Origin of the sequence: Erwinia sp. Leaf53 (genome assembly GCF_001422605.1) — a bacterium.
GTDB lineage: Bacteria > Pseudomonadota > Gammaproteobacteria > Enterobacterales > Enterobacteriaceae > Erwinia.
In genome coordinates, this window is the sequence record NZ_LMLK01000005.1 from 97,484 (window position 1) to 120,741 (window position 23,258).

The 23,258-nt window shown below is 55.6% G+C and carries 24 protein-coding genes; 10 read left to right on the forward strand and 14 right to left on the reverse strand.

Annotated elements, in window-relative coordinates; translation table 11 throughout:
• Positions 1 to 87 precede the first annotated feature (87 nt).
• Genes ribE through pgpA form a run of 4 tightly spaced genes read left to right on the forward strand, consistent with a single transcriptional unit; the run spans position 88 to position 2,509 of the window.
• Positions 88 to 558 (forward strand): 6,7-dimethyl-8-ribityllumazine synthase, encoded by a 471-nt coding sequence (gene ribE, locus ASF13_RS06835; protein WP_056233947.1) that lies wholly within the window; start codon positions 88 to 90, stop codon positions 556 to 558.
• 16 nt (positions 559 to 574) lie between these two features.
• The gene (gene nusB, locus ASF13_RS06840) at positions 575 to 994 is read left to right on the forward strand and encodes a transcription antitermination factor NusB (protein WP_056233950.1); all 420 of its coding nucleotides are present in this window, start codon (positions 575 to 577) and stop codon (positions 992 to 994) included.
• 53 nt (positions 995 to 1,047) lie between these two features.
• Positions 1,048 to 2,022, forward strand: coding sequence for a thiamine-phosphate kinase (gene thiL / locus ASF13_RS06845; RefSeq protein WP_056233952.1), 975 nt, complete (start codon positions 1,048 to 1,050; stop codon positions 2,020 to 2,022).
• On the forward strand, positions 2,003 to 2,509 hold the full coding sequence (pgpA, locus tag ASF13_RS06850; RefSeq protein WP_369814365.1) for a phosphatidylglycerophosphatase A: 507 nt from the start codon (positions 2,003 to 2,005) through the stop codon (positions 2,507 to 2,509). Before thiL ends, pgpA begins: the two co-directional genes overlap by 20 nt.
• Positions 2,510 to 2,580: 71 nt before the next feature.
• Here pgpA and ASF13_RS06855 read toward each other — a convergent pair whose 3' ends face one another.
• The 4 genes from ASF13_RS06855 to xseB form a co-directional block, all read right to left on the reverse strand.
• Complete coding sequence (locus tag ASF13_RS06855; protein ID WP_056233954.1) at positions 2,581 to 2,853, reverse strand: hypothetical protein; 273 nt, start codon at positions 2,851 to 2,853, stop codon at positions 2,581 to 2,583.
• A 265-nt stretch (positions 2,854 to 3,118) separates the two neighbouring features.
• Positions 3,119 to 4,984 (reverse strand): 1-deoxy-D-xylulose-5-phosphate synthase, encoded by a 1,866-nt coding sequence (gene dxs / locus ASF13_RS06860; RefSeq protein ID WP_056233957.1) that lies wholly within the window; start codon positions 4,982 to 4,984, stop codon positions 3,119 to 3,121.
• Positions 4,985 to 5,002: 18 nt separating this feature from the next.
• Entirely contained in the window at positions 5,003 to 5,902 is a 900-nt protein-coding gene (ispA, locus tag ASF13_RS06865) for a (2E,6E)-farnesyl diphosphate synthase (RefSeq protein WP_056233960.1), read from the reverse strand.
• Positions 5,902 to 6,144, reverse strand: coding sequence for an exodeoxyribonuclease VII small subunit (gene xseB, locus ASF13_RS06870; RefSeq protein WP_056233962.1), 243 nt, complete (start codon positions 6,142 to 6,144; stop codon positions 5,902 to 5,904). Before xseB ends, ispA begins: the two co-directional genes overlap by 1 nt.
• Positions 6,145 to 6,438: 294 nt before the next feature.
• Between xseB and thiI the strand changes: the two genes are divergently transcribed.
• Positions 6,439 to 7,887: a tRNA uracil 4-sulfurtransferase ThiI gene (gene thiI, locus ASF13_RS06875; RefSeq protein WP_056233965.1), complete on the forward strand. Its 1,449-nt coding sequence runs from the start codon at positions 6,439 to 6,441 to the stop codon at positions 7,885 to 7,887.
• A 79-nt stretch (positions 7,888 to 7,966) separates the two neighbouring features.
• Here thiI and yajL read toward each other — a convergent pair whose 3' ends face one another.
• Together yajL and panE are read right to left on the reverse strand one after the other, a co-directional pair.
• Positions 7,967 to 8,569, reverse strand: a complete 603-nt coding sequence (yajL, locus tag ASF13_RS06880) for a protein deglycase YajL (RefSeq protein WP_056233968.1) — start codon at positions 8,567 to 8,569, stop codon at positions 7,967 to 7,969.
• Positions 8,523 to 9,443, reverse strand: coding sequence for a 2-dehydropantoate 2-reductase (panE, locus tag ASF13_RS06885; RefSeq protein ID WP_056233974.1), 921 nt, complete (start codon positions 9,441 to 9,443; stop codon positions 8,523 to 8,525). The genes yajL and panE overlap by 47 nt, the downstream gene beginning before the upstream one ends.
• 134 nt (positions 9,444 to 9,577) lie before the next feature.
• Here panE and ASF13_RS06890 point away from each other — a divergent pair, with 134 nt between their 5' ends.
• The gene (locus tag ASF13_RS06890) at positions 9,578 to 10,069 is read left to right on the forward strand and encodes a YajQ family cyclic di-GMP-binding protein (protein WP_056233976.1); all 492 of its coding nucleotides are present in this window, start codon (positions 9,578 to 9,580) and stop codon (positions 10,067 to 10,069) included.
• A 153-nt stretch (positions 10,070 to 10,222) separates the two neighbouring features.
• On the opposite strand, the gene ASF13_RS06895 is transcribed toward ASF13_RS06890, so the two are convergent.
• The 8 genes from ASF13_RS06895 to ASF13_RS06930 all read right to left on the reverse strand — a co-directional run bounded on the left by ASF13_RS06895 (position 10,223) and on the right by ASF13_RS06930 (position 19,203).
• Positions 10,223 to 11,605: an MFS transporter gene (locus tag ASF13_RS06895; protein WP_056233979.1), complete on the reverse strand. Its 1,383-nt coding sequence runs from the start codon at positions 11,603 to 11,605 to the stop codon at positions 10,223 to 10,225.
• A 199-nt stretch (positions 11,606 to 11,804) separates the two neighbouring features.
• The gene (cyoE, locus tag ASF13_RS06900; protein ID WP_056233981.1) at positions 11,805 to 12,692 is read right to left on the reverse strand and encodes a heme o synthase; all 888 of its coding nucleotides are present in this window, start codon (positions 12,690 to 12,692) and stop codon (positions 11,805 to 11,807) included.
• Between the two features lie 13 nt (positions 12,693 to 12,705).
• Complete coding sequence (locus tag ASF13_RS06905) at positions 12,706 to 13,035, reverse strand: cytochrome o ubiquinol oxidase subunit IV (RefSeq protein WP_056233984.1); 330 nt, start codon at positions 13,033 to 13,035, stop codon at positions 12,706 to 12,708.
• Entirely contained in the window at positions 13,035 to 13,649 is a 615-nt protein-coding gene (locus ASF13_RS06910) for a cytochrome o ubiquinol oxidase subunit III (RefSeq protein WP_056233986.1), read from the reverse strand. Before ASF13_RS06910 ends, ASF13_RS06905 begins: the two co-directional genes overlap by 1 nt.
• Complete coding sequence (gene cyoB, locus ASF13_RS06915) at positions 13,639 to 15,630, reverse strand: cytochrome o ubiquinol oxidase subunit I (RefSeq protein ID WP_056233988.1); 1,992 nt, start codon at positions 15,628 to 15,630, stop codon at positions 13,639 to 13,641. Before cyoB ends, ASF13_RS06910 begins: the two co-directional genes overlap by 11 nt.
• Before the next feature lie 4 nt (positions 15,631 to 15,634).
• The gene (gene cyoA / locus ASF13_RS06920) at positions 15,635 to 16,573 is read right to left on the reverse strand and encodes a cytochrome o ubiquinol oxidase subunit II (RefSeq protein WP_056233991.1); all 939 of its coding nucleotides are present in this window, start codon (positions 16,571 to 16,573) and stop codon (positions 15,635 to 15,637) included.
• A 519-nt stretch (positions 16,574 to 17,092) separates the two neighbouring features.
• Positions 17,093 to 18,580, reverse strand: a complete 1,488-nt coding sequence (gene ampG / locus ASF13_RS06925; RefSeq protein WP_056233994.1) for a muropeptide MFS transporter AmpG — start codon at positions 18,578 to 18,580, stop codon at positions 17,093 to 17,095.
• 44 nt (positions 18,581 to 18,624) lie between these two features.
• Positions 18,625 to 19,203, reverse strand: a complete 579-nt coding sequence (locus tag ASF13_RS06930) for a lipoprotein (RefSeq protein WP_056233997.1) — start codon at positions 19,201 to 19,203, stop codon at positions 18,625 to 18,627.
• Positions 19,204 to 19,489: 286 nt separating this feature from the next.
• On the opposite strand from ASF13_RS06930, the gene bolA reads away from it, so the two are divergent.
• The 4 genes from bolA to clpX form a co-directional block, all read left to right on the forward strand.
• Positions 19,490 to 19,804 carry a transcriptional regulator BolA gene (gene bolA / locus ASF13_RS06935; protein ID WP_056234000.1) on the forward strand — a complete coding sequence of 105 codons (315 nt, stop codon included), beginning with the start codon at positions 19,490 to 19,492 and terminating at the stop codon, positions 19,802 to 19,804.
• 337 nt (positions 19,805 to 20,141) lie between these two features.
• A complete protein-coding gene (gene tig / locus ASF13_RS06940; protein WP_056234002.1) occupies positions 20,142 to 21,446 on the forward strand; it encodes a trigger factor in 1,305 nt (434 codons plus the stop codon).
• A 332-nt stretch (positions 21,447 to 21,778) separates the two neighbouring features.
• Complete coding sequence (gene clpP / locus ASF13_RS06945) at positions 21,779 to 22,402, forward strand: ATP-dependent Clp endopeptidase proteolytic subunit ClpP (RefSeq protein WP_056234005.1); 624 nt, start codon at positions 21,779 to 21,781, stop codon at positions 22,400 to 22,402.
• Positions 22,403 to 22,489: 87 nt separating this feature from the next.
• Positions 22,490 to 23,258, forward strand: a 769-nt coding sequence (clpX, locus tag ASF13_RS06950) for an ATP-dependent protease ATP-binding subunit ClpX (protein WP_072166317.1), incomplete at its 3' end; no start/stop codon positions are given.

The following is a 23,258-nucleotide window of genomic DNA, read 5'->3' on the forward strand; positions in this document are numbered from 1 at the left end:
AGGTTTGCGCAATTACAAGCAGACCGCTAAAGAGTATGATAGAATCCGCCCCCCTGCGGGGCCAAACAGAACCCTGAAAGGAAGATTATGAACGTTATCGAAGCTGCTGTTGCGACTCCTGACGCGCGCATTGCCCTGGTGATTGCGCGATTCAACAACTTCATCAACGACAGCCTGCTGTCTGGTGCCATCGATGCGCTGAAGCGGATCGGCCAGGTGAAAGATGAGAACATCACCGTGGTATGGGTGCCGGGCGCCTATGAACTGCCACTGACCGCACGTACGCTGGCGAAAGCTGGCAAACACGATGCGATCGTGGCGCTGGGCACGGTGATCCGTGGCGGTACCGCCCACTTCGAGTACGTGGCGGGCGAAGCCAGCTCCGGTCTGGCCAGCGTCGCAATGAACAGCGATATCCCGGTTACTTTTGGCGTGCTGACGACGGAAAACATCGAGCAGGCCATTGAACGTGCCGGAACCAAGGCGGGGAACAAAGGGGCGGAAGCCGCTCTGACCGCGCTGGAAATGATTAACGTATTGAAAGCCATCAAAGCCTGATTTTAAGGGGAATTTCGTGAAACCTGCTGCTCGTCGCCGCGCCCGTGAGTGTGCCGTTCAGGCACTCTACTCGTGGCAGATCTCCCAAAACGACATCGCTGATGTCGAATACCAGTTTCTGGCGGAACAGGACGTAAAAGACGTCGATATTGCTTATTTCCGTGAGCTGGTCGGCGGCGTTGCCACTAACAGTGCCTATCTCGACGGCCTGATGAAACCGTGGCTCTCGCGCCAGCTGGAAGAGCTGGGCCAGGTGGAGAAAGCGATTCTGCGCATCTCTCTGTTTGAGCTGAGCAAGCGTTCCGACGTTCCCTACAAGGTTGCGATTAACGAAGGGATCGAGCTGGCCAAAACGTTTGGCGCTGAAGACAGCCATAAGTTTGTCAACGGCGTGCTGGATAAAGCCGCTCCGCAGATCCGCCCTAACCGCAAATAATCCTCCAGAGGCCGCTAACCCGGCCTCTTCTTTATCAAATCCCGGAATGCACTATGGCCTGTGGCGAATTTGAACTGATTGCGCGCTATTTTGACCGCGTAACAAGCTCGCGTCGCGATGTGGAAAAAGGCATCGGTGACGACTGCGCGCTGCTCAGCGTGCCGGAAAAGCAGACGCTGGCGATCAGCACCGACACCCTGGTGGCCGGTGTTCACTTCCTGCGTGATATTCATCCTGCCGATCTCGGCTACAAAGCGCTGGCGGTTAACCTCAGCGATCTGGCGGCGATGGGTGCTGACCCGGCCTGGCTGACGCTGGCGCTGACGCTACCGTCGGTCAGCGAGCCGTGGCTGAAAGACTTCAGCGACAGCCTGTTTGAGCTGCTGGATTATTACGATATGCAGCTGATCGGCGGTGACACCACCCGCGGGCCATTGAGCCTGACGCTGGGTATTCATGGACTGGTCCCTCACGGCCGCGCGCTGAAGCGGGGTGGGGCGAAACCCGGCGACTGGATCTTCGTTACCGGCTCCCTCGGCGACAGCGCGGCCGGCCTGGCACTGCTGCAGCACCACGTCAAAATCAACGACCCGGTGGCCCATGAGGCGCTGATTAAGCGCCATCTGCGACCAATGCCGCGTATTCTGCAGGGCCAGGCGCTGCGCGATCTGGCCAGCTCGGCGATCGATATTTCTGACGGTCTGCTTGCCGATCTCGGCCATATCCTTGACGCCAGCGGCTGTGGGGCGCGGGTGAATGTTGATGCGCTGCCGCTCTCAGGGGTGATGCAGCAGCACTTTGATCGACAGCAGGCGCTGCAGTGGGCACTGAGCGGCGGTGAAGATTACGAACTGTGCTTTACCGTACCGGAAATTAACCGTGGCGCGCTGGACGTGGCGCTGGGCTATCTTGGCGTGCCGTTTACGTGTATCGGCCAGATCGGCCCACAGTCGGAGGGTCTGGTCCTGTTAGAGGACAACCAACCGGTCTCCTTCACTCATAAAGGATTTGATCACTTTGGCACGTGAAAAAGATGTGGCGAAAAGCCGACTGAAGATGAGCAACCCGTGGCATCTGCTGGCCACCGGGTTTGGCAGCGGACTTAGCCCGTGGATGCCGGGCACCGCCGGTTCCATTGCGGCGATCCCGTTCTGGTTTCTGCTCAACCGCCTGCCGGGAGACCTCTACTCGCTGGCGATCCTGCTGGGGATCTGTATTGGCGTTTATCTCTGCCACCGCACGGCAAAAGATATGGGCGTACACGACCACGGCAGCATCGTCTGGGATGAGTTTATCGGAATGTGGATCACGCTGATCGCCATTCCGGTCAGCAGCTGGCAGTGGATACTGGCAGGTTTTATCATTTTCCGCGTGCTGGATATCTGGAAACCCTGGCCGATCCGCTGGTTTGACCGCAACGTTCATGGCGGTATGGGAATTATGGTAGACGATATTGTTGCCGGCGTTATTTCGGCTGCGATTATATACGTTATTGGTAACTACTGGCTGCTGTAATTAAATCCAGTGTTCTGGTTATTAAAGTAAAAAAGGAGTCTTTATGACTCCTTTAATACTATGAGGATGGTTTATCCGAAAATGCTTTCAATGACGCCCTTGAAAAAAGTTTCAGTTTGCTCAGAGGTGTGCGTAATGCCATACAGTCCACCGCCCACGCCGCCAACGATTATCCCTAATGCCACGCCAATGGCCTGACCGATACCGAGGTTCAGAATGCTTGCGCCCCCTCCGACTCCGCCAGCCAGAGCATAACTGACCGCACCCGTCACAGCACCATCAAAAACACTTTGCAGGCTTGCGCCGCTAACCTGCTCAACTTCACCGACAGTTAACTCTTTCATGTCATTCCCTTACTCTTTATTTTCAATTAAGGTATATATCAACAATTGACGTCAATACAGGGGAAGTATCAGTAATTCTGGAGTATTAAGTAAATAGATAATTATCCAATTAAGATTAGAGATGGCATGGTCTAATAAAAGATTGCGGTTTTAATATCGCATAAATCCGGTGAAATAATGCAGGCAGACGAGAGAAAGGGTGAAGAATTGAAAGGTCAGGCACCCGATTGAATACGGGTGCCTGAGGGTTGACCGGCCTGTTATCCTACAGCGTCAGCCAGTTGGCAATTTGCTGCCGGATACCCGTAGCGTCCAGCTGGTAATCCGCGCGGATCTCATCCTGAGTGCCCTGCGGGATAAACTCATCGGGCAGACCAATGTTCAGCACCGGCACCGCTTTACGCTTCGCCATCAGCAGTTCGTTAACGCCGCTGCCGGCCCCGCCCATGATCGCGCCTTCTTCCAGAGTGACCAGATTGTCATGGGTGGCGGCCAGCTCCAGCACCAGCGACGCATCCAGCGGCTTCACAAAGCGCATATCCACCAGCGTGGCGTTCAGCGCCTCCGCGGCGGCGGCAGCCTCTGGCAACAGGGTGCCAAAATTGAGGATTGCCAGCCCTTCGCCCTGGCGTTTCACCACGCCTTTCCCCAACGGCAGCGCGGCCAGAGGTTGCAGCGGCGCACCGGTGCCGGTACCGCGCGGGTAGCGCACCGCGCTTGGACCCTCACCGTAATGGTAGCCGGTATAGAGCATCTGACGGCACTCGTTCTCATCGCTCGGGGTCATAATTACCATATTTGGGATGCAGCGCAGGAAGGCGAGATCGAAGGCACCCTGATGCGTCTGGCCGTCCGCTCCGACGATGCCGCCGCGGTCGATGGCAAACAGCACCGGCAGCTTCTGGATTGCTACGTCGTGGATCACCTGATCGTAAGCGCGCTGCAGGAAGGTCGAGTAGATCGCCACTACCGGCTTATAGCCGCCAATCGCCAGCCCGGCGGCAAAGGTCACCGCGTGCTGTTCGGCGATCGCCACGTCGAAGTACTGCTGCGGGTAGTCGCGGGAGAAGCTGACCATGCCTGAACCTTCACGCATTGCCGGCGTGACCGCCATAAGCTTCGCATCATCCGCGGCCGTTTCGCTCAGCCAGTCGCCAAAGATACGCGAATAGCTTGGCAGGCCCTCAACGCTTTTCGGCAGTTGCCCGCTGGCGACGTCAAACTTCGGTACCGCATGCCAGCTGATAGGGTCTTTCTCTGCCGGCGCGTAGCCTTTACCCTTTTTGGTCATGATATGCAGGAACTGCGGGCCTTTCAGGTCGCGCATATTGCGCAGCGTCTGCACCAGCGCCAGCACGTCATGACCATCAATCGGGCCGATATAGTTAAAACCCAGCTCTTCAAACAGCGTGCCCGGTACCACCATCCCTTTCAGATGCTCTTCGGTGCGTTTGACCAGCTCTTTTATCGGTGGCAGCCCGGTCAGTACTTTCTTGCCGCCTTCACGCAGGCGGGCGTAGGTTTTACCTGACAGCAGCTGAGCCAGGCGGCTGTTGAGCGCGCCAACGTTCTCAGAAATCGACATCTCATTGTCGTTCAGCACCACCAGCAGGTCCGCTTTGATATCTCCGGCGTGGTTCATTGCTTCGAAGGCCATGCCGGCGGTGATCGCGCCGTCGCCGATGATACAGGCGGTGCGGCGACCTTTGCCCTCTTTCCCGGCGGCAACGGCCATGCCCAGCCCGGCGCTGATCGAGGTTGAAGAATGGCCGACGTTGAGCACGTCATACTCGCTCTCATCGCGCCATGGGAACGGGTGCAGGCCATTTTTTTGCCGGATGCTGCCGATACGATCGCGGCGGCCGGTCAGAATTTTATGTGGGTAAGCCTGGTGCCCCACGTCCCACACCAGCTGGTCAAACGGGGTGTTGTACACGTAGTGCAGGGCAACGGTCAGTTCAACAACGCCGAGTCCCGAGGCAAAATGACCGCTGGAGCGGCTGACACTGTCGAGCAGATACTGCCGCAGCTCATCGCAGAGTGCAGGGAGGCTCTCTTTCGGTAGCAAACGTAATTCTTGCACCGAGCCTGCCAGGGCTAAGGTCGGGTATTTTGCAGGTTCAAAACTCATCAGTGACTCATTAGGAAGTTATTTATCGCGCTCAATAACGAAGCTGGCCAGCGCTCGCAGAGGCGTAGTGTTGTAAGAGTGTGCGGCCAACTCATCCAGTGCGCTGAGTGATTCCAGGTACAGGTCCCTGGCTTTTACCCGCGCATTTTCCAGCCCCATCAGCGCCGGGTAGGTGCTTTTACCCAGCTGCTGGTCGGCCCCCTGCTGTTTGCCCAGTACAGCAGTGTCACCAATCACGTCCAGAATATCGTCCTGCACCTGGAAGGCCAGGCCGATCGCAGCGGCGTAACGATCAAGCTGCGGCAACGCGGCGCGTCCGCGTTCTCCGGCGGTCAGCGCGCCTAAACGTACGGCTGAACGAATCAGCGCGCCGGTTTTGTGGCGGTGGATCTTCTCAAGTGCGGCTAAATCGACCTGCCTGCCCTCAGCAGCAAGATCGAGCGCCTGCCCGCCACACATCCCCGCTACGCCGCTGGCCCTGGCCAGCTCCGATAACATCGCTACCCGTGTGTTAGCGTCAACGCCGGGCATCGGCGTGTCGGCAAGGATTGAAAAGGCCAGCGTTTGCAGGGCGTCACCGGCAAGGATTGCGGTATCTTCGCCGAAGCGGATATGGCAGGTGGGCTGGCCACGCCGCAGGCTGTCATCATCCATCGCTGGCAGGTCGTCATGAATCAGCGAATAGGCATGAATGCACTCTACGGCGGCTGCCGGAGCATCCAGTGCCGCGTCGTCGGCCTGCAGCATCTGCCCGGTGGCATACACCAGGAAAGGACGCAGCCGTTTACCGCCCAATAATGCACCGTACTCCATGGCGTTAACCAGTGGAGAACTCTGAAACGGCAGGGCCATAATAAACTGCTCTAGCGCAGCGTTGACGCGCTGGTGGTGCGCATCAAGCAGGACGTTGAAATTCATTACTCGTTTTCCGCGTTAAACGGCATCAGATCGGCGTTTTTATCGTCGCTCAGTAAAATCTGCACCCTCTGTTCCGCCTGCTGCAGCGTCTGCTGCCCGGCTCGGGCCAGCTGTACGCCGCGTTCAAACTCATTCAGTGCCTCTTCCAGCGGCAGATTGCCGCTCTCAAGGCGGGTGACGATCTGCTCTAACTGCTGCAGCGAGCTCTCAAAGCTGGCGGGCTGTTCGGCTTTTTTCGGCATCATCGATCCTGACTTATCATCATTTTATCTACGGATAATCCCTCATGGTATCCGACTGGAAATGATTAGCAAAATATACTCTGCAACTTTCGTTAAGAAGCGGGCGCCAGTGCAGAAAAAAGAGGGTTTTACAGCCTGGTTACCTCATCGACAGATGAATAAGCAGCCAGCGGTCAAAGATGATATACTCCCGCGCCTGGATGCAGTGGGGCCAGCCCCTTATTGCAAGACTCTGATTTTACAACTAAGTGCTTTTCCTTTCAGCATTTAATTGCCTAACGAACCCGTGCCGCCATGAAGTTTATCATTAAGTTATTCCCTGAAATTACAATTAAAAGCCAGTCCGTCCGCCTGCGTTTCATCAAAATCCTCACCGGAAACATTCGCAACGTACTGAAACACTACGATGAAAGCCTTGCCGTGGTCCGTCACTGGGATCACGTTGAAGTTCGCGCGAAAGATGAAAGCCAGCGCGGTGCGATTATCGGGCAACTGACCCGCACGCCCGGGATCCACCATATCCTCGAAGTGGAAGATCGAGCCTACACCGATGTGCACGACATCTTCGAGCAAACGCTGGCAGCCAACCGCGAACGCATTGAAGGCAAGTCATTCTGCGTGCGCGTGAAGCGCCGGGGTAAGCAGGAATTCAGCTCGCAGGACGTTGAACGCTATGTAGGCGGCGGGCTGAATCAGCACGTTGCCAGCGCCCGTGTGCAGCTGGATAAACCGGAAGTGACCGTTAATCTGGAGATCGACAATGACCGCCTTACGCTGGTCAACGCGCGTTTCGAAGGGCTGGGCGGCTACCCGATCGGTACCCAGGAGGACGTGCTGTCGCTGATCTCTGGCGGCTTCGACTCCGGCGTATCCAGCTATATGTTAATGCGCCGCGGTTGCCGCGTGCACTACTGCTTCTTTAATCTCGGCGGTGCCGCGCACGAAATCGGCGTGCGTCAGGTGGCCCATTACCTGTGGAAACGCTTTGGCAGCTCGCACCGCGTACGCTTTGTGGCGATCAACTTTGAGCCGGTGGTCGGTGAAATTCTGGAAAAAGTTGATGATGGTCAGATGGGCGTGGTGCTGAAGCGCATGATGGTGCGCGCCGCGTCGAAAATGGCCGAACGCTACGGCGTACAGGCGCTGGTCACCGGAGAAGCGCTGGGTCAGGTCTCCAGTCAGACCCTGACCAACCTGCGCGTCATCGACAACGCCAGCGACACGCTAATCCTGCGTCCGCTGATCTCGCACGATAAAGAGCACATCATCAAGATTGCCCGTGAAATCGGTACGGAAGATTTCGCCCGTACCATGCCGGAATACTGTGGCGTGATCTCAAAAAGCCCGACGGTGAAAGCGGTGAAGTCGAAGATCGAAGCGGAAGAGCAGAACTTCGATTTTGCCATCCTCGACCGGGTGGTGGAAGAAGCCAGCAACGTTGATATCCGTGAGATTGCGGAACAGACTCAGGAAGAGGTGGTGGAAGTTGAAACCGTCGCTTCCTGTGCGGCTAACGACGCGGTGCTGGATATCCGTTCTGCTGATGAACAGGATGCCAGCCCGTTAAGCGTTGACGGTGTTGAGGTTAAAGCGCTGCCGTTCTACAAGCTGGCGACCCAGTTTGCCGATCTGGATCAGAGTAAAACCTGGCTGCTGTACTGCGAGCGTGGCGTGATGAGCAAACTGCAGGCGCTGTACCTGCATGAGCAGGGCTTTACCAACGTTAAGGTTTATCGTCCCTGAACCACCGCCGCAGCATCATGCCGTGTCCGGGGCCGTACCCGCACTCCTTCGAGGAGTTAAGGCCCGGACGCGCGCTCGCTTAAAAAGCCTCGCGATAGTCGAAAATACCGGCGGCCAGCACCAGCTGTTCGCCGACTTCGCGGGCTTTTTCACTGCCCACCAGCAGGTCGATCAGCTTCAGCGCAAAATCAATCGTCGTGCCCGGTGCCTGGCTGGTCAGCAGATTAACCCGGCGATCCCATACCACGCGTCGATCCATCCATTTACCCTCCGGAATGGTCTCTTTCAGGCCAGGAAAACCGGTCATATTGCCCACCGGGAACAGATCGTGTGGGATCAGCACGGTACCGGGAGCGGCGCAGATCGCGGCGACGATGCGTCCGGAAAGGTGAAACTGACGGACGGTCTCGATCAGCAGCGGGCTGTCGCGGAAATTTTCCGCGCCCTTTAGCCCGCCGGGGAGCACAATGGCCGCGAACTCATCGTCCGCCACCGTCACCAGCGTGGCATCGGCCAGCAGCCGCACGCCGCGGGAGCAGACGATTTCCCGGCTGCCGTCGCTGGTGACGCTGGCGGTGACCACGTTGATGCCGGCGCGCACCAGCAGATCGATGGTGGTGACGGCCTCCGTCTCTTCACTGCCAGGCGCCAGGCAAACCAGAACCGATACGTTCGCGGTCATAATCTTGTTCCTTTCTTTTAATGTATTCGTAAAGACGGTTATTTTCCGGCGTGGCCAGGCCCTGGGCGCGGGCGCGGCGAATCACATAGCCGTTGATATAGTCGATTTCAGTGCGGCGCAGGGCGCGGATATCCTGCAGCATCGAAGAGACGTTGCCGGAGGTGGTACGGATCACCTCCATGACATAATCAATCAGCCACTCCCGCGACACGTGTTGCCCTTCGCGCTCCATCACGGCAGCGACTTCGTTACTGAGGGCGGCAATCTCCTGCGGGTATTGCGCCAGCTCGCCGTTAGTACAGTCGTAAAATACCGTCAGCGGGTTGATCACACAGTTTACCGCCAGCTTGTGCCAGGCGGCTGAGGCGACGTTGTTATGCCAGGCCACGTCAGGCAGCGCGGCGTGCAGGATTTCCGCCAGCTCGCTCATCGCCACCGCCGCCGGCGATATCGGGCCAATGTGGGTAATACCGCAGGCGACGTGGACGATCACCGTGCCGTCACGCCGCGCGGCATGGGTGGTGACGCCGCGCAGCAGCGGCTGCGGCAGCGACTTAAGCTCAGCCAGCGTACCCATGCCGTTATGAAGCAGCAACACCGGCGCCTGCTCCGGCAGCACCGACTGCAGGTTTTTTACCGCCTCGGAGACCTGAAACGCCTTCAGCGTTACCAGCAGCAGATCGCTGCCGGCGAGAAAGGCCGGATCGTTGGCGATAAAGGTTTTGTTGATCGTGGTTCCGTCAGGCTCGATCACGTTTACCGAACAGTAAGGCTGCGGCACGCGCAGCCAGCCCTGCACTTCATGGCCCTGGCGGTCAAGAGCGGCCAGCCACAGCTGCCCTAAAGCACCGCATCCAAGTACGGTAATTTTCATAATTCCTCCCGCGTGCGGGTGCTGTTAACCGCTCGGCCCGCCTGCTCATTATTATCGCTATCAGCGCCTGCGGTTTTATTTACCGGTGGCAAGCAGGTATTATGCCTGTCACTTTAGTATCAGGAGAATAGATCATGCCATCTTTCGATATCGTTTCCGAAATTGATTTGCAGGAAGTGCTCAATGCGGTGGAAAACGCCAACCGTGAACTGGCCACCCGCTTCGATTTCCGCAACGTGCAGGCCAGTTTTGAACTGAACCAGAAGAATGAGACCATCAAGGTGCTCAGTGAGTCTGACTTTCAGGTGAAGCAGCTGGTGGACATTCTGCGTGAGAAGCTGCTCAAGCGCGGGATTGAAGGCGCGGCGCTGGAGATTCCGGAGGAGATCGAGCACAGCGGTAAGAGCTGGAGCGTCGAAGCCAAAATGAAAAAAGGTATTGAAAGCGACGTGGCGAAGAAGCTGGTGAAGCTGATCAAAGACAGCAAGCTGAAGGTACAGACGCAGATTCAGGGCGACGAACTGCGCGTCACCGGCAAATCACGCGACGATCTACAGGGCGTAATGGCGCTGGTGCGCAAAGGCGAGCTGGGGCAACCGTTCCAGTTTAAGAACTTCCGCGACTGATTCTCTGCGGACAGCGTGTGCATGCTCAGCCCGCCGGTCTGCGCTGCTGCCACGCTCTGTTGTTCGCGGTCAAACCGCCCGCGCGGTTCAGGTGCGGGCGGATTTGACCGGCCTTCAGCTCCCGGGCGACAGACGGCCCGGAAGCCCGGATGCTCAGGCCATCTGACCTGCCGGGTGTCCGGCAATTAGCATCTCAAGTTCAGCGCGGCTGGTGACCTTACTGTCGATTTTGACATAGGCACTCTGCTCTTCCGGCACAATAAATACGGCGGCAACGCCTGGATGGGCCTTCAGCTTCTGCTCAAGTTCTGCTTTATCAGCGGCGCAGTGCTCCAGCGTGATGCGCAGGCTGCTGACATAAGGTGGCTCTTTCATGGTCATGCTGACACCCAGCCAGACAACGGCCAGCAGGGCACCGACCAGGAACACGCTCTGCGCATCAATATGACCAAACACCCAGCCGCCCATGCTGCCGCCGATCGCCACACCGATAAACTGGCTGGTGGAGTAGAGGCCCATCGCCGTGCCTTTATAACCCGGCGGAGACTCCTTGCTGACCAGTGACGGCAGGATCGCTTCCATCAGGTTAAAGCCGATAAAGAACAGCTGGACGCCGATAACCAGCGTCCAGAAGTTGTTGCCAGCACCCCACAGCACGATTTCCGCCACCAGCATCAGCGCCACGCAACCGACAAAGACCCGCTTCATCTTACGCTTCACTTCGGCGTAGATGATAAAGGGCAGCACGGTGACGAAGGCGATCAGCATGGTGAACAGATATACCTTCCAGTGCTCGGCCGGCGGGAAGCCAGCCTGTTCAAACTGGCCGGGCATAGCGACAAAGCTCGACATCAGCAGCACGTGCAGGCAGAGAATACCGAAATTCAGCCTGATGAGTCGTCCGTTGGTCAGCACGTCACGAATGCTGCCTTTCACCATGCCGGATTCCCGGTTCAGCTGGTGGCTGGCGGCTGAAGGCACCACCAGTAGCGTGATTACGATACCCACGGTTGCCAGCGCCGCAATCAGCCAGAACAGGGCGTGCAGGCCGAGGGCGTTGGTGATAATCGGGCCCAGCACCATGGCAATGGCAAAAGTGATGCCAAAGCTGATGCCGATAAACGCCATCGCCTTGGTGCGGTTCTGTTCGCGGGTCAGATCGGAAAGCAGCGCCATCACGGCGGCGGCAATCGCGCCGGAACCCTGGAGCGCACGGCCGAGAATCACCCCCCAGATTGAGGTGGTGGTGGCGGCGATAATGCTGCCCAGCACGAAGACTAACAGGCCAAACACGATCAGCGGCTTACGGCCAATCCGGTCGGAAAGCAGGCCGAAGGGGATCTGGAAAACGGCCTGTGCAAGGCCGTAAATACCAATGGCGAGGCCAATCAGCGCCTCGCTGGCACCTTGCAGTGCCATACCGTAGGTGGTCAGCACCGGCAGGACCATAAACATGCCCAGCATTCTCAGGGAAAAAACGCTCCCCAGACCCCAGGTGGCACGCAGCTCGCCCGGCGTCATTTTATTGTCGTTCATTACACCCTCAATTCTTCCAGGCCTTACTCTGCAGGCACCAGGATAAAGGCTTGCCTGAAACGGCTTGCCTGTGTAAGCAAATGGTCAGATTTGTCTATTTTATGTGGCGGGGGAGGGCGGGTAAAACAATAGTTTCCAGTTAGTCGTAACAAAAAGAAAGGGCGCGAAATCGCGCCCTTAGCAGTGATGTAGCTTGCGCTTACCAGACGTAAGTCAGCAGGTCATTCGAGGCCGGGGTCATAAAGTCGACCGACATCATCACGCTGAGCGCGGTGATAGCCACGATTGAGAACACAAACAGCTTACGTGCCCAAACGCGATCGTTTGAGGTTTTGTAACCTGACAGTGCCATACCCAGCCACCAGACGCTCACCGCTGCCGCAACCACCAGATACTTGTACCCGGCGTAGCCACCGAGGGTCAGCATCAGCGTGGCAATCATAAACGCCAGGATATAGAGCGTAATATGATTCTTGGCGACAGAGATACCTTTCACCACCGGCAGAACCGGAATGTTGGCAGCCTGGTAATCTTTAAAGCGGAAGATCGCAATCGCGTACGAGTGCGGCATCTGCCACAGGCTAAAGATCGCCAGCAGGATCAGCGCACCGGCATCGAACTGGTTGGTCACCGCACAGTAACCGATCACCGGCGGTGCAGCGCCAGACAGGCTGCCGATCAGGGTGCCGTAGACGGAGTTGCGCTTCATGTACAGGCTGTAAACGCCGACATAAATCACGAAGCCCATCACCGCCAGCCACATAGCCAGCGGGTTTGCTCCGAAATACAGCATCGCGAAGCCAGCAATACCCAGTACGGTTGCATAAACCAGGCTTAATTTCGGAGAGATGAGGCCTTTAACCAGCACCCGATTCTTGGTTCTCTCCATCTTTTTGTCGATGTCACGGTCGATGAAGTTGTTGTAAACACAACCTGACGCGACCACCAGCGAGACGCCGACTAAGGTGAAGAGAAACAGGGAGTAATCAATGCTGCCCTTCGAAGCCAGCAGGAATCCCCCGATAACAGAAATTAAATTTCCGAAAATAATTCCTGGTTTTGTTACTTGCAGGTATTGCTTAATCATCACAGTAGCTCTGTTAGTGGGCCATCATATTGTAGTTGAGGTTCCACATGATCCATAGCGAGCCAACAACAACAATCAGGATGATAATTGCAGCAAAGACGATAGCGACCATGTTCCAGCCACCTTCTGATTTGCTGTCCAGGTGCAGGAAGTACTTCAGGTGAACAAACACCTGAACCACTGCACAGATCAGCACCACTGCCAGGATAGTGGCTTTAGAAGCGCCACCGTCCATCACCATCCAGAAGGGGATACCGGTCAGAATGATCGACAGCACAAAGCCGATCATGTATGACTTCACGCTGCCGTGAGATGCACCATGCTCAGTTGCAGAATGGCTCATTACATCACCCCCATCAGGTAAACAATGGTGAATACGCAGATCCACACCACGTCCAGGAAGTGCCAGAACAGGCTCAGGCACATAATACGGGTACGGTTGGTTGAGGTCAGGCCACGCTTAGACACCTGATACATCAGCACCAGCATCCAGATCAGACCTGAAGTCACGTGCAGACCGTGAGTCCCTACCAGCGTGAAGAAGGCTGACAGGAAGCCACTGCGGTCAGGACCAAAGCCCTCTTTGATCAGGTGATGGAATTCATAGATTTCCATCGCGATGAAGCCCAGACCAAACAGGAAGGTCAGCGCCAGCCAGCCCAGCACCGCACCTTTCTTCTCGTTGTTCATGTTGATGACTGCAAAACCATAGGTAATGGAGCTCAACAGAAGCAGTGCGGTTTCAACCAGTACAAACGGCAGTTCAAAAATATCTTTCCCTGCCGGGCCGCCAGCGACGTTGTTTACCATTACACCATAGGTAGCAAACAGCGTGGCGAAGATGATGCAGTCGCTCATCAGGTAGATCCAGAAGCCAAAGACTTTGTTGGCTCCTGCATCGTGATGCCCATGGTCCCCATGGGCGTCGTGGTGTTTAGTCAGAGTTTCAGTTGACATTTTTCAGGCCTGCTTTGCTAATTTCGTCAAAGTGCTGATTCTCGATTTTTTCGATCTCGGCAACAGGAACGTAGTAATCCACGTCTTCGTCAAAGCTCTTAACGATCCAGGATACGATCATGGCCACGAAGGACAGACCGAGCAGCCACCAGATATGCCAGATCGCAGCGAAACCAAATACCAGCGAGAAGAAGCCAATCACCACACCGGCGCCGCTGTTCTTAGGCATATGAATTTCGTCATAGTGCGCAGGTTTCTTATACGCTTCGCCTTTCTCTTTCATTTCCCAGAACGCATCACGTTCCTGGATTTCAGGGACAATAGCAAAGTTATAGAACGGCGGTGGTGAAGAGGTTGCCCACTCCAGCGTACGGCCGCCCCACGGGTCACCGGTCAGGTCACGGTTCAGTTCACGGTCACGTACGGAGACGTAGAACTGAATGGCCTGGCAGATAACGCCACAGGCGATCAGACCGGCACCACAGGCTGCAACAACCAGCATCGGGTGGAACTGAGGATCGATATCCTGGCTGATGCGACGGGTCATACCCATGAAGCCCAGCACGTACAGCGGCATAAAGGCGGTGAAGAAGCCGATAATCCAGAACCAGAACGCACGGATACCCCAGGTTTCATTCAGCGTGAAGCCGAACGCTTTCGGGAACCAGTAGGTCACACCAGCGAAGCAACCGAACACCACACCACCGATAATCACGTTATGGAAGTGGGCAATCAGGAACAGGCTGTTATGCAGAACGAAGTCCGCACCTGGTACGGCCAGCAGCACCCCGGTCATACCACCTACAGAGAAGGTGACCAGGAAGCCAACGGTCCACAGCATCGCAGAGTGCATCTGAATGCGGCCCTGATACATGGTGAACAGCCAGTTAAAGATTTTCACCCCGGTAGGAATGGCGATAATCATCGTCATAATACCGAAGAAGGCGTTAACGTTGGCGCCAGCACCCATGGTGAAGAAGTGGTGCAGCCATACGATGAAGGACAGGATGGTAATTACCACCGTTGCCCACACCAGAGAGGTGTAACCAAACAGACGTTTTTTCGAGAAGGTTGCAACAATCTCTGAGAACACACCGAAGACCGGCAGAACCAGGATGTACACTTCCGGATGTCCCCAAACCCAAATCAGGTTCACGTACATCATCATGTTGCCGCCCATATCATTGGTAAAGAAATGGAAACCAAGATAACGGTCAAGGGTCAGCAGAGCCAGGGTCACGGTGAGAACCGGGAACGCGGCGATGATCAGCACGTTGGTACACAGGGAAGCCCAGGTAAACACCGGCATTTTGAACATGGTCATGCCCGGCGCACGCATCTTCATGATGGTCACGAAGAAGTTGATACCGGTCAGGGTCGTACCAATACCGGAGAGCTGTAGACTCCATATCCAGTAGTCAACACCGACCCCCGGACTGTATTCCGCTCCCGAGAGTGGCGGATAAGCCAGCCAGCCGGTCTGTGCGAACTCGCCCACACCCAGTGACAGGTTAACCAGAACCACACCGACCGCGGTGAACCAGAAGCTCAGGTTGTTCAGGAACGGGTAGGCCACGTCGCGCGCGCCGATCTGCAGAGGAACAGCAATGTTCATCAGACCAACCACGAACGGCATCGCTACGAAGAAGATCATGATCACGCCATGGGCGGTGAAGATCTGGTCGTAGTGGTGCGGTGGTAGAATGCCCGCTTCACCCGCAGAGGCTAGCACCTGCTGGGTACGCATCATTACGGCATCGGCAAAGCCGCGCAGCAGCATGACGAAAGCCATAATGATGTACATGATACCGAGTTTTTTGTGGTCGACTGACGTCAGCCATTCGGTCCACAGATATTTCCACTTACCGAAGTAAGTCAGTGCGGCAACCAGTGCCAGGCCACCCAGGATGATGCCAGCCACGGTAACCATGATAATCGGTTCGTGATACGGCACTGCTTCCAGTGTTAATTTTCCTAACATCGTATTATTCCTCGGCTCCCGCGTGAGCGGAGTTGCTCATATCCATACCTTCATGGCCTTCGCCGTGAGACATGTCCATGCTTCCACCGTGGCTGGTCATAAACTGCCCAATAACGTCGCTGAACAGGCCAGGCTTCACGCTTGAGTAGTACGCCACTGGATTATTTTCGCTTGGTGCTGCCACCTTTTTGAAATCATCCATGGAGGCCAGTGCATCTGGTGACTGCTTCACTTTTGCTACCCACTGATCGAAGGTTGCTTCGTCAGGCGTTGCAATCGCTTTGAACTTCATACCAGAGAAGCCACGACCACTGAAGTTTGAGGAGATACCGTCAAAGGTGCCAGGTTCATTCGCAATCAGATGCAGTTTAGTCTGCATACCCGCCATAGCGTAAATCTGGCTACCGAGGGTTGGAATGAAGAAGGAGTTCATCACGGTGTTCGAGGTAATCTTGAAGCTCACCGGGCGGTTAGCCGGGAAAGCAATCTGGTTGACGGTCGCTATACCCTGTTCCGGGTAAATGAACAGCCATTTCCAGTCAAGCGACACTACTTCAATCTCGATCGGCTTGGCATCGTGCACCAGCGGCTTGCTTGGTTCCAGAGCGTGGGTTGATTTCCACGTCAAAATTCCAAGGAAAACAATGATTAAGATTGGAACAGTCCAGACCACGGCTTCAACTTTATTCGAGTGTGACCAGTTCGGGCTGTATTTGGCGTTAGTGTTAGAAGCCCGATATTTCCAGGCGAACACAACGGCCATCAGGACTGCGGGGATCACGACGATCATCATCAAGCCAAAGGCTGTCAGAATCAATGAACGCTGCTCCAGTGCAACCTGTCCTTTGGGATTTAACAACGCGCTATCGCAGCCACTAAGTAAAATAGTGCCTGCGATTAACGAGAAAATCCCCAAACTTTTATTGTATTTACTGAGTCTCATTTAACGACCTCAATGACAAGGGCTCTATTGTCGTTTAAGTGTGTGCGGCATTTTACGGGAAGGTTTATGGACTGTAAACCTGCAACAGGTTGTGTCAGCGGGGTGTTGACACCTTTTGCAAAGGCTATCACAGATGTTACTGGTAGTGACAAAATATGAATATTGGCAAGGGGTTGGCGCTAATATAACAAAAAACGATGAAAAAAAAGCCGCTAAAATCAGATACGCTATAACCAGACGGTTAATGCCCCAATTGTTTAACAAGTCCTTATCATTTGTGTGATATTTATTAACCTAAAACTGATTACGCACCGGTTTTTAATACTAATTTATCACACTTAATTCCCGCCAAAAATTTTCTTAAAGGGCACCTTCTGACCGAAAATTAAATTTCCAGCAGCGTTTTATGTTTGTTAACACAAGCCTCGCTGCGGGGCGGGGCGCACGTTTTTTTCTCCTTAATTGTTAATGCCTTGTTGTAAAAACAAGGCATTAACAGCAGCAATTGCGGCACCGGCGTCAGGACTGAGGCTGCTGTGGCACCGTTTTTTGCGCCCGGTAATCCATTACCGTTCCCGCAACAATGGCGGCCAGCAACAGGACGATACCCGCTTCAAACAGCAGCGAACTGAGGGCATCAGCCGCCAGTACGCCAGACGCACCAAGTGCCAACAGCACCAGCCAGATGGCCAGCAGCAGACAGCCCAGCGCCAGCCCGCGGGTGGCCCAACGGTAACCGGCAGCAAACGACGTCCGCGGCTGAAAGGCGTTACCGCTCGCCGCCTGTTCCAGCGTTGAGCGGCAGGCGGCGAGCAGCAGCAACCCCGGCAGGGCGGCGATGACCGAGAAAGCATAAAATGTCGGCCAGCCCCAGCCGGCCACAAACCAGCCTGCCACCGGGCCAACGTAGACGCGGCCCACCGCTGACAGCGCCGAAAGCAGCGCAAACTGTGTGGCAGAGAAAGAGCGGTTGCACAAGGTCATCAGCAGGGCGACAAACGCCGCGGTGCCCATGCCGCCGCACAGGTTTTCTACCGTCACCGCTGCTGCCATGCTGTACAGATGCCTGTCGGTAACGGCCAGGATCCAGTAACCGAGGTTAGAGACGGCCTGCAACAGGCCAAACAGCATTAACGCACGGAACAGGCTCAGCCGCTGCATCAACAGGCCGCCGGCCAGCGCGCCGATAATGGTCGCCACCAGCCCCAGCGTTTTATTAACCAGGCCCACGTCGCCGGCATCGAAGCCCACGCCCCGGATCAGGAAAATGGTGGTCAGGCTGGCGGCAAAGGCATCGCCGAGTTTATACAGCACAATCAGCGACAGGATCAGCCAGGCGTTGTTGCGGTTAAAGAAATCGCGCAGCGGCGCGACCACTGCCGCCTCAAGCGTGCGCGGACGCTCAATCCTGTCATCGGGTTCTTTCGCCAGCAGGGTGGCGATCACGCCGGGCACCATCATCGCGGCCATCAGCCACCAGATTGCCTGCCAGCCGAGGAAGCGGTCCGCCAGCCACAGCGCCAGGCCACCGGAGACCAGCATCGCCAGGCGATAGCCCAGCACGCTGATCGCCGCACCGCTGCCGCGTTCTTCCGCCGGCAAGACGTCGGTTTTCCAGGCATCGAAAACAATATCCTGTGAGGCAGAGCAGAACGCGACCAGCACCGCCAGCGCGGCCAGCAGCGTTAAATCACGAGAGGGCTGCATAAAGCCCATCAGTGCAATACCGACGATTAACAGCAGCTGGGTGATCAGCAGCCAGCCACGACGACGCCCAAGAAACGGCGGCGTATAGCGATCCATCAACGGTGACCAGAGAAACTTAAAGACGTAGGCCTGGCCTACCAGAGAGAAGAAACCGATGGTTTTGATATCGATATTTTCGACGGCCATCCATGCCTGTAGGGTGCCGGAGGTGAGCGCCAGCGGCAGGCCGGAAGCAAAACCCAGTAACAGAAGCAGGGCGGAGTTACGCCGGGTAAAGATGTGCAGATAATGGCTGGGCATAAGGGCCTTATGACAGCCCGGCATCCTGCCGGGCTGAAAAGTGATTAACGGGTGTTCTGCTTGATGAACTCGCTGACGCTGGTGTCCTGTGCCATATCAGAGATCACGTCGCCGAGCGTGGCGTTAACCGCATTGGTGATTTTCTCGTTGCTCGCGCTCAGCGCGCCTTCAACGCTATAGACCTGGCGGTAGTTTTTCACCTGCTTGTTGCCATTTTTCGCCGTGGCAATGATCGAAATGTCCGCTTTAGTGGTGATGCTGTAGCGCAGGTTACCCTGGGTCACATCAGCGTACAGGTTGTTCACAACGATCTGCAGATCGACAGCACCGTTCGGGCCAATCATATAACCGCGGGCGGTCATCTGCTTCTCCAGCGTCTCCTGCAGCAGGAAGCGCAGATCGCGTGAAGGCGTCAGCGTCACCAGCTGGCCATCGCGGTTGATTTTAGCCAGCGCCTGATCGCTGCGCTGATCGGCACCGTTGATGCTGACTGTGACGCCCATCAGGCCCGGATCCTGCTGGGGCAGCTTAATTTTTGGTGAAACTTCAAGGGTATTACTGCTGGTTGCACAGCCAGCCAGAACGAACATGGCCAGCAGAGGGAAGATGAATTTTTTTAACATGCTTATTTTCTCGGTTTCATAAGGTGTAGTGCTGACAAAACTGCGGCCATCATAACACTGCCTGTCAGCAGGGGAAGAGCTGATCGCGCGTAAATTCATCGCGTTGGCCGTTTTTCAGACGTGTCTGCGCCGGGTTTTTTGACTGCGCGGCGGGGATTACGTTGCACCCGCCGCTGTGAAAATTTTCCGCTGCTGCGAAAATTTCGGTAAAGTGCGACGGTTATACTGAAAAACCAACTAATATTGAATGAGATGGGGCACCGCTCTGAATCTGAGGAGTCCGGGTATGATGCGTGAACAAATAGAAGAAAAGCTACGTACGGCATTTTCACCGCTGCACCTTGAGGTCCATGACGAAAGCTACCGGCACAATGTTCCTGCGGGGGCGGAGAGCCATTTTAAAGTGATCATTGTCAGCGACAGCTTTAATGGACAGCGCTTCCTGGCACGTCACCGTGCCATCTATGGCGTGCTGGCGGACGAGCTGGCCGGCAGCGTCCATGCGCTGGCGCTGCACAGCTACACTGATAAAGAGTGGCAAGGTCTGCAGGATACCGTACCTGCCTCTCCAAACTGTCGCGGCGCGGGCACGCTGGCCTGATTTCGCATACGAATTAAACAAACGGCCTGCGGGCCGTTTTCTTGTTTCTGGGCGCAGTTGGCATCTGCTGCAGCAATTTCTTGCGGTTTTACCTTAAAAATGTAAAAAGTAGCCTGTTTAGAGGGGAGGTGTCGCCTCGACTCGCTTTGACGTTGCAGCTATAATGCGCGTCTAATTTTTTTCCGGAATGTCTTCGGGACGCTTCTGCGTAACAGGGAACGCGGTTCTGACATCAGAAGCCGTCCCGGTTCTTAGACCGACGCTGTTCAGGGTGCCTGCACCCGTGGACAGGGCCAGTCTGAAGTCGACCGAGCACGTGATTTTTTGAGGTAATAAGATGCAAGTTTCAGTAGAAACAACTCAGGGCCTGGGCCGTCGCGTAACGATTACCATCGATAAAGATGTGATCGCCACTGCGGTTAAAAACGAGCTGGTTAACGTTGCTAAGAAAGTACGCATCGACGGTTTCCGTAAAGGAAAAGTGCCGATGACCGTGGTTGCACAGCGTTACGGCGCCTCTGTTCGCCAGGACGTGCTGGGCGATCTGATGCAGCGCGGTTTTGTTGACGCGATCATCAAAGATAAAATTAACCCGGCCGGTGCGCCAAACTACGTACCAGGCGCCTACACCGAAGGTGAAGACTTCACCTTCACCGCCGAGTTTGAAGTGTATCCGGAAGTTGAGCTGCAGGGTCTGGACGCTATCGAAGTTGAAAAACCGGTAGTTGAAGTGACCGATGCCGACGTCGACACCATGCTGGACACGCTGCGTAAGCAGCAGGCAACCTGGAAAGAGACCGATGCTGCTGCGACCGCTGAAGATCGCGCGACCATCGATTTCACCGGTTCTGTTGACGGCGAAGAGTTTGAAGGCGGCAAAGCCTCTGACTTCGTGCTCGCAATGGGCCAGGGTCGTATGATCCCAGGCTTCGAAGAGGGCATTACCGGTCGTAAAGCTGGTGAAACCTTCACCATCGACGTCAACTTCCCGGACGATTACCACGCTGAAAACCTGAAAGGGAAAGCGGCGAAGTTCGAAATCGTGCTGAAGAAAGTTGAAGAGCGCGAGCTGCCAGAGTTCACCGAAGAGTTCATCAAGCGTTTCGGCGTGGAAGATGGTTCTGTGGCTGGCCTGCGTACCGAAGTACGCAAGAACATGCAACGTGAGCTGAAAGGCGCCGTGCGTAACCGCGTGAAGACTCAAGCGATCGACGGTCTGGTGAAAGCCAACGATATCGACGTTCCTGCTGCGCTGATCGATGGTGAAATCGACGTGCTGAAGCGTCAGGCTGCACAGCGTTTTGGTGGCAACGAGAAGCAGGCGCTGGAGCTTCCACGCGAGCTGTTCGAAGAGCAGGCTAAACGCCGCGTTGTTGTTGGCCTGCTGCTGGGTGAAGTGATTCGTACCCACGAGCTGAAAGCTGACGAAGATCGTGTTAAAGCGCTGATCGAAGAGATGGCTTCGGCTTACGAAGATCCATCAGAAGTGATCGAGTTCTACAGCAAAAATACCGAGCTGATGAACAACATGCGTAACGTTGCTCTGGAAGAGCAGGCTGTTGAAGCCGTGCTGGAAAAAGCCAAAGTGACCGAAAAAGAGACCAACTTCCAGGAACTGATGAACCAGACCCAAACGGCCTGATTCTCCGAACCGGTAGTGTGATCCAAGCCCGCGTCCTTTGGTCGCGGGCTTTTGCATTTCAGAGCGTTACAGCGCACTGCTTTTTTTGACGATTTGCTCATTTAATCTGCAAATTATCGTCTGAGCCACTTTTCCTGGTTAGCAGTTAATAAAAACGTTGTTATGCTTGAAATAGCCGATACAAATCCCCAAATTGTAACAACGAAGTCATCAGGCCCGATGACTCTGTGGACGCGTCGGGTGGAAGGCCTGGGCACATCGTGTCCCCGAACGCTCTTACGTAGAATCGCTACAGAGTGTATTGCCAAATGAAATTTATCCAGGAGACGGTAATGTCATACAGTGGCGAACGTGAACAAATGGCACCCCATATGGCTTTAGTGCCGATGGTAGTCGAACAAACCTCTCGTGGAGAGCGTTCTTACGACATTTACTCGCGCCTGCTCAAAGAGCGCATTATTTTCCTGACCGGTCAGGTCGAAGACCATATGGCCAACCTGATCGTGGCGCAGATGCTGTTCCTGGAAGCGGAAAATCCGGAAAAGGATATCCATCTCTATATTAACTCGCCGGGTGGCGTGATCACCGCAGGGATGTCTATTTATGACACCATGCAGTTTATCAAACCCGACGTCAGCACCATCTGTATGGGCCAGGCCTGCTCAATGGGCGCGTTCCTGCTGACCGCCGGCGCGAAAGGTAAGCGCTACTGCCTGCCAAACTCACGTGTGATGATCCACCAGCCGCTGGGTGGTTTCCAGGGACAGGCGTCAGACATTGATATCCATGCCCGTGAAATCATCAAGACCAAACAGATGATGAACGAGTTGATGGCGAAGCACACGGGTCAGAGTATCGAAACGATTGAGCGTGACACCAACCGCGATCGCTTCCTGTCGGCCAGCGAAGCCGTTGAGTATGGCTTAGTGGATTCTGTGCTGGCACAGCGTAACTGATTATTTGCCGGATCGACGTTGCAGAGCAGAGCCGCCGCGACTGGCGGCCTGTCTCATTGAGTCCGATCGGGGTTTTAGGGGGAGTGAATGACTGAAAAACGCAAAGACGGTTCAGGGAAGCTGCTGTACTGCTCTTTTTGCGGCAAAAGCCAGCATGAAGTGCGCAAGCTGATTGCCGGCCCGTCAGTGTACGTTTGCGATGAGTGCGTTGAACTCTGCAACGACATTATCCGCGAAGAGATTAAGGAAGTGGCGCCGCACCGCGAGCGTAACTCCCTGCCGACGCCGCATGAAATCCGCCACCACCTGGATGACTACGTCATCGGCCAGGAGCGGGCGAAAAAGGTGCTGGCGGTGGCGGTATATAACCACTACAAGCGCCTGCGCAACGGCGATACCAGCAACGGCATCGAGCTGGGCAAAAGTAACATTCTGCTGATCGGGCCGACCGGCAGCGGTAAAACGCTGCTGGCGGAAACGCTGGCGCGGCTGCTTGACGTGCCGTTTACCATGGCGGATGCCACCACGCTGACCGAAGCCGGTTACGTCGGTGAAGACGTGGAAAACATCATTCAGAAGCTGCTGCAGAAGTGTGACTACGACGTGCAGAAGGCCCAGCGCGGCATCGTCTATATTGATGAGATCGATAAGATCTCCCGCAAGTCAGACAACCCGTCGATCACCCGCGACGTATCCGGTGAGGGCGTGCAGCAGGCGCTGCTGAAGCTGATCGAAGGCACGGTGGCCGCGGTGCCGCCGCAGGGCGGGCGCAAGCATCCGCAGCAGGAGTTTCTGCAGGTCGACACCTCGAAAATCCTGTTTATCTGCGGCGGCGCGTTTGCCGGCCTGGATAAGG

Bases quoted from the DNA above. Each gene is read 5' to 3' on its own strand.
- ribE (WP_056233947.1), top strand. From the start codon at position 88: ATGAACGTTATCGAAGCTGCTGTTGCGACTCCTGACGCGCGCATTGCC.
- thiL (WP_056233952.1), top strand. From the start codon at position 1,048: ATGGCCTGTGGCGAATTTGAACTGATTGCGCGCTATTTTGACCGCGTA.
- ASF13_RS06855 (WP_056233954.1), bottom strand. From the start codon at position 2,853: ATGAAAGAGTTAACTGTCGGTGAAGTTGAGCAGGTTAGCGGCGCAAGC.
- dxs (WP_056233957.1), bottom strand. From the start codon at position 4,984: ATGAGTTTTGAACCTGCAAAATACCCGACCTTAGCCCTGGCAGGCTCG.
- ispA (WP_056233960.1), bottom strand. From the start codon at position 5,902: ATGAATTTCAACGTCCTGCTTGATGCGCACCACCAGCGCGTCAACGCT.
- xseB (WP_056233962.1), bottom strand. From the start codon at position 6,144: ATGCCGAAAAAAGCCGAACAGCCCGCCAGCTTTGAGAGCTCGCTGCAG.
- thiI (WP_056233965.1), top strand. From the start codon at position 6,439: ATGAAGTTTATCATTAAGTTATTCCCTGAAATTACAATTAAAAGCCAG.
- yajL (WP_056233968.1), bottom strand. From the start codon at position 8,569: ATGACCGCGAACGTATCGGTTCTGGTTTGCCTGGCGCCTGGCAGTGAA.
- panE (WP_056233974.1), bottom strand. From the start codon at position 9,443: ATGAAAATTACCGTACTTGGATGCGGTGCTTTAGGGCAGCTGTGGCTG.
- ASF13_RS06890 (WP_056233976.1), top strand. From the start codon at position 9,578: ATGCCATCTTTCGATATCGTTTCCGAAATTGATTTGCAGGAAGTGCTC.
- ASF13_RS06895 (WP_056233979.1), bottom strand. From the start codon at position 11,605: ATGAACGACAATAAAATGACGCCGGGCGAGCTGCGTGCCACCTGGGGT.
- cyoE (WP_056233981.1), bottom strand. From the start codon at position 12,692: ATGATTAAGCAATACCTGCAAGTAACAAAACCAGGAATTATTTTCGGA.
- ASF13_RS06905 (WP_056233984.1), bottom strand. From the start codon at position 13,035: ATGAGCCATTCTGCAACTGAGCATGGTGCATCTCACGGCAGCGTGAAG.
- ASF13_RS06910 (WP_056233986.1), bottom strand. From the start codon at position 13,649: ATGTCAACTGAAACTCTGACTAAACACCACGACGCCCATGGGGACCAT.
- cyoB (WP_056233988.1), bottom strand. From the start codon at position 15,630: ATGTTAGGAAAATTAACACTGGAAGCAGTGCCGTATCACGAACCGATT.
- cyoA (WP_056233991.1), bottom strand. From the start codon at position 16,573: ATGAGACTCAGTAAATACAATAAAAGTTTGGGGATTTTCTCGTTAATC.
- ampG (WP_056233994.1), bottom strand. From the start codon at position 18,580: ATGCCCAGCCATTATCTGCACATCTTTACCCGGCGTAACTCCGCCCTG.
- ASF13_RS06930 (WP_056233997.1), bottom strand. From the start codon at position 19,203: ATGTTAAAAAAATTCATCTTCCCTCTGCTGGCCATGTTCGTTCTGGCT.
- bolA (WP_056234000.1), top strand. From the start codon at position 19,490: ATGATGCGTGAACAAATAGAAGAAAAGCTACGTACGGCATTTTCACCG.
- tig (WP_056234002.1), top strand. From the start codon at position 20,142: ATGCAAGTTTCAGTAGAAACAACTCAGGGCCTGGGCCGTCGCGTAACG.
- clpP (WP_056234005.1), top strand. From the start codon at position 21,779: ATGTCATACAGTGGCGAACGTGAACAAATGGCACCCCATATGGCTTTA.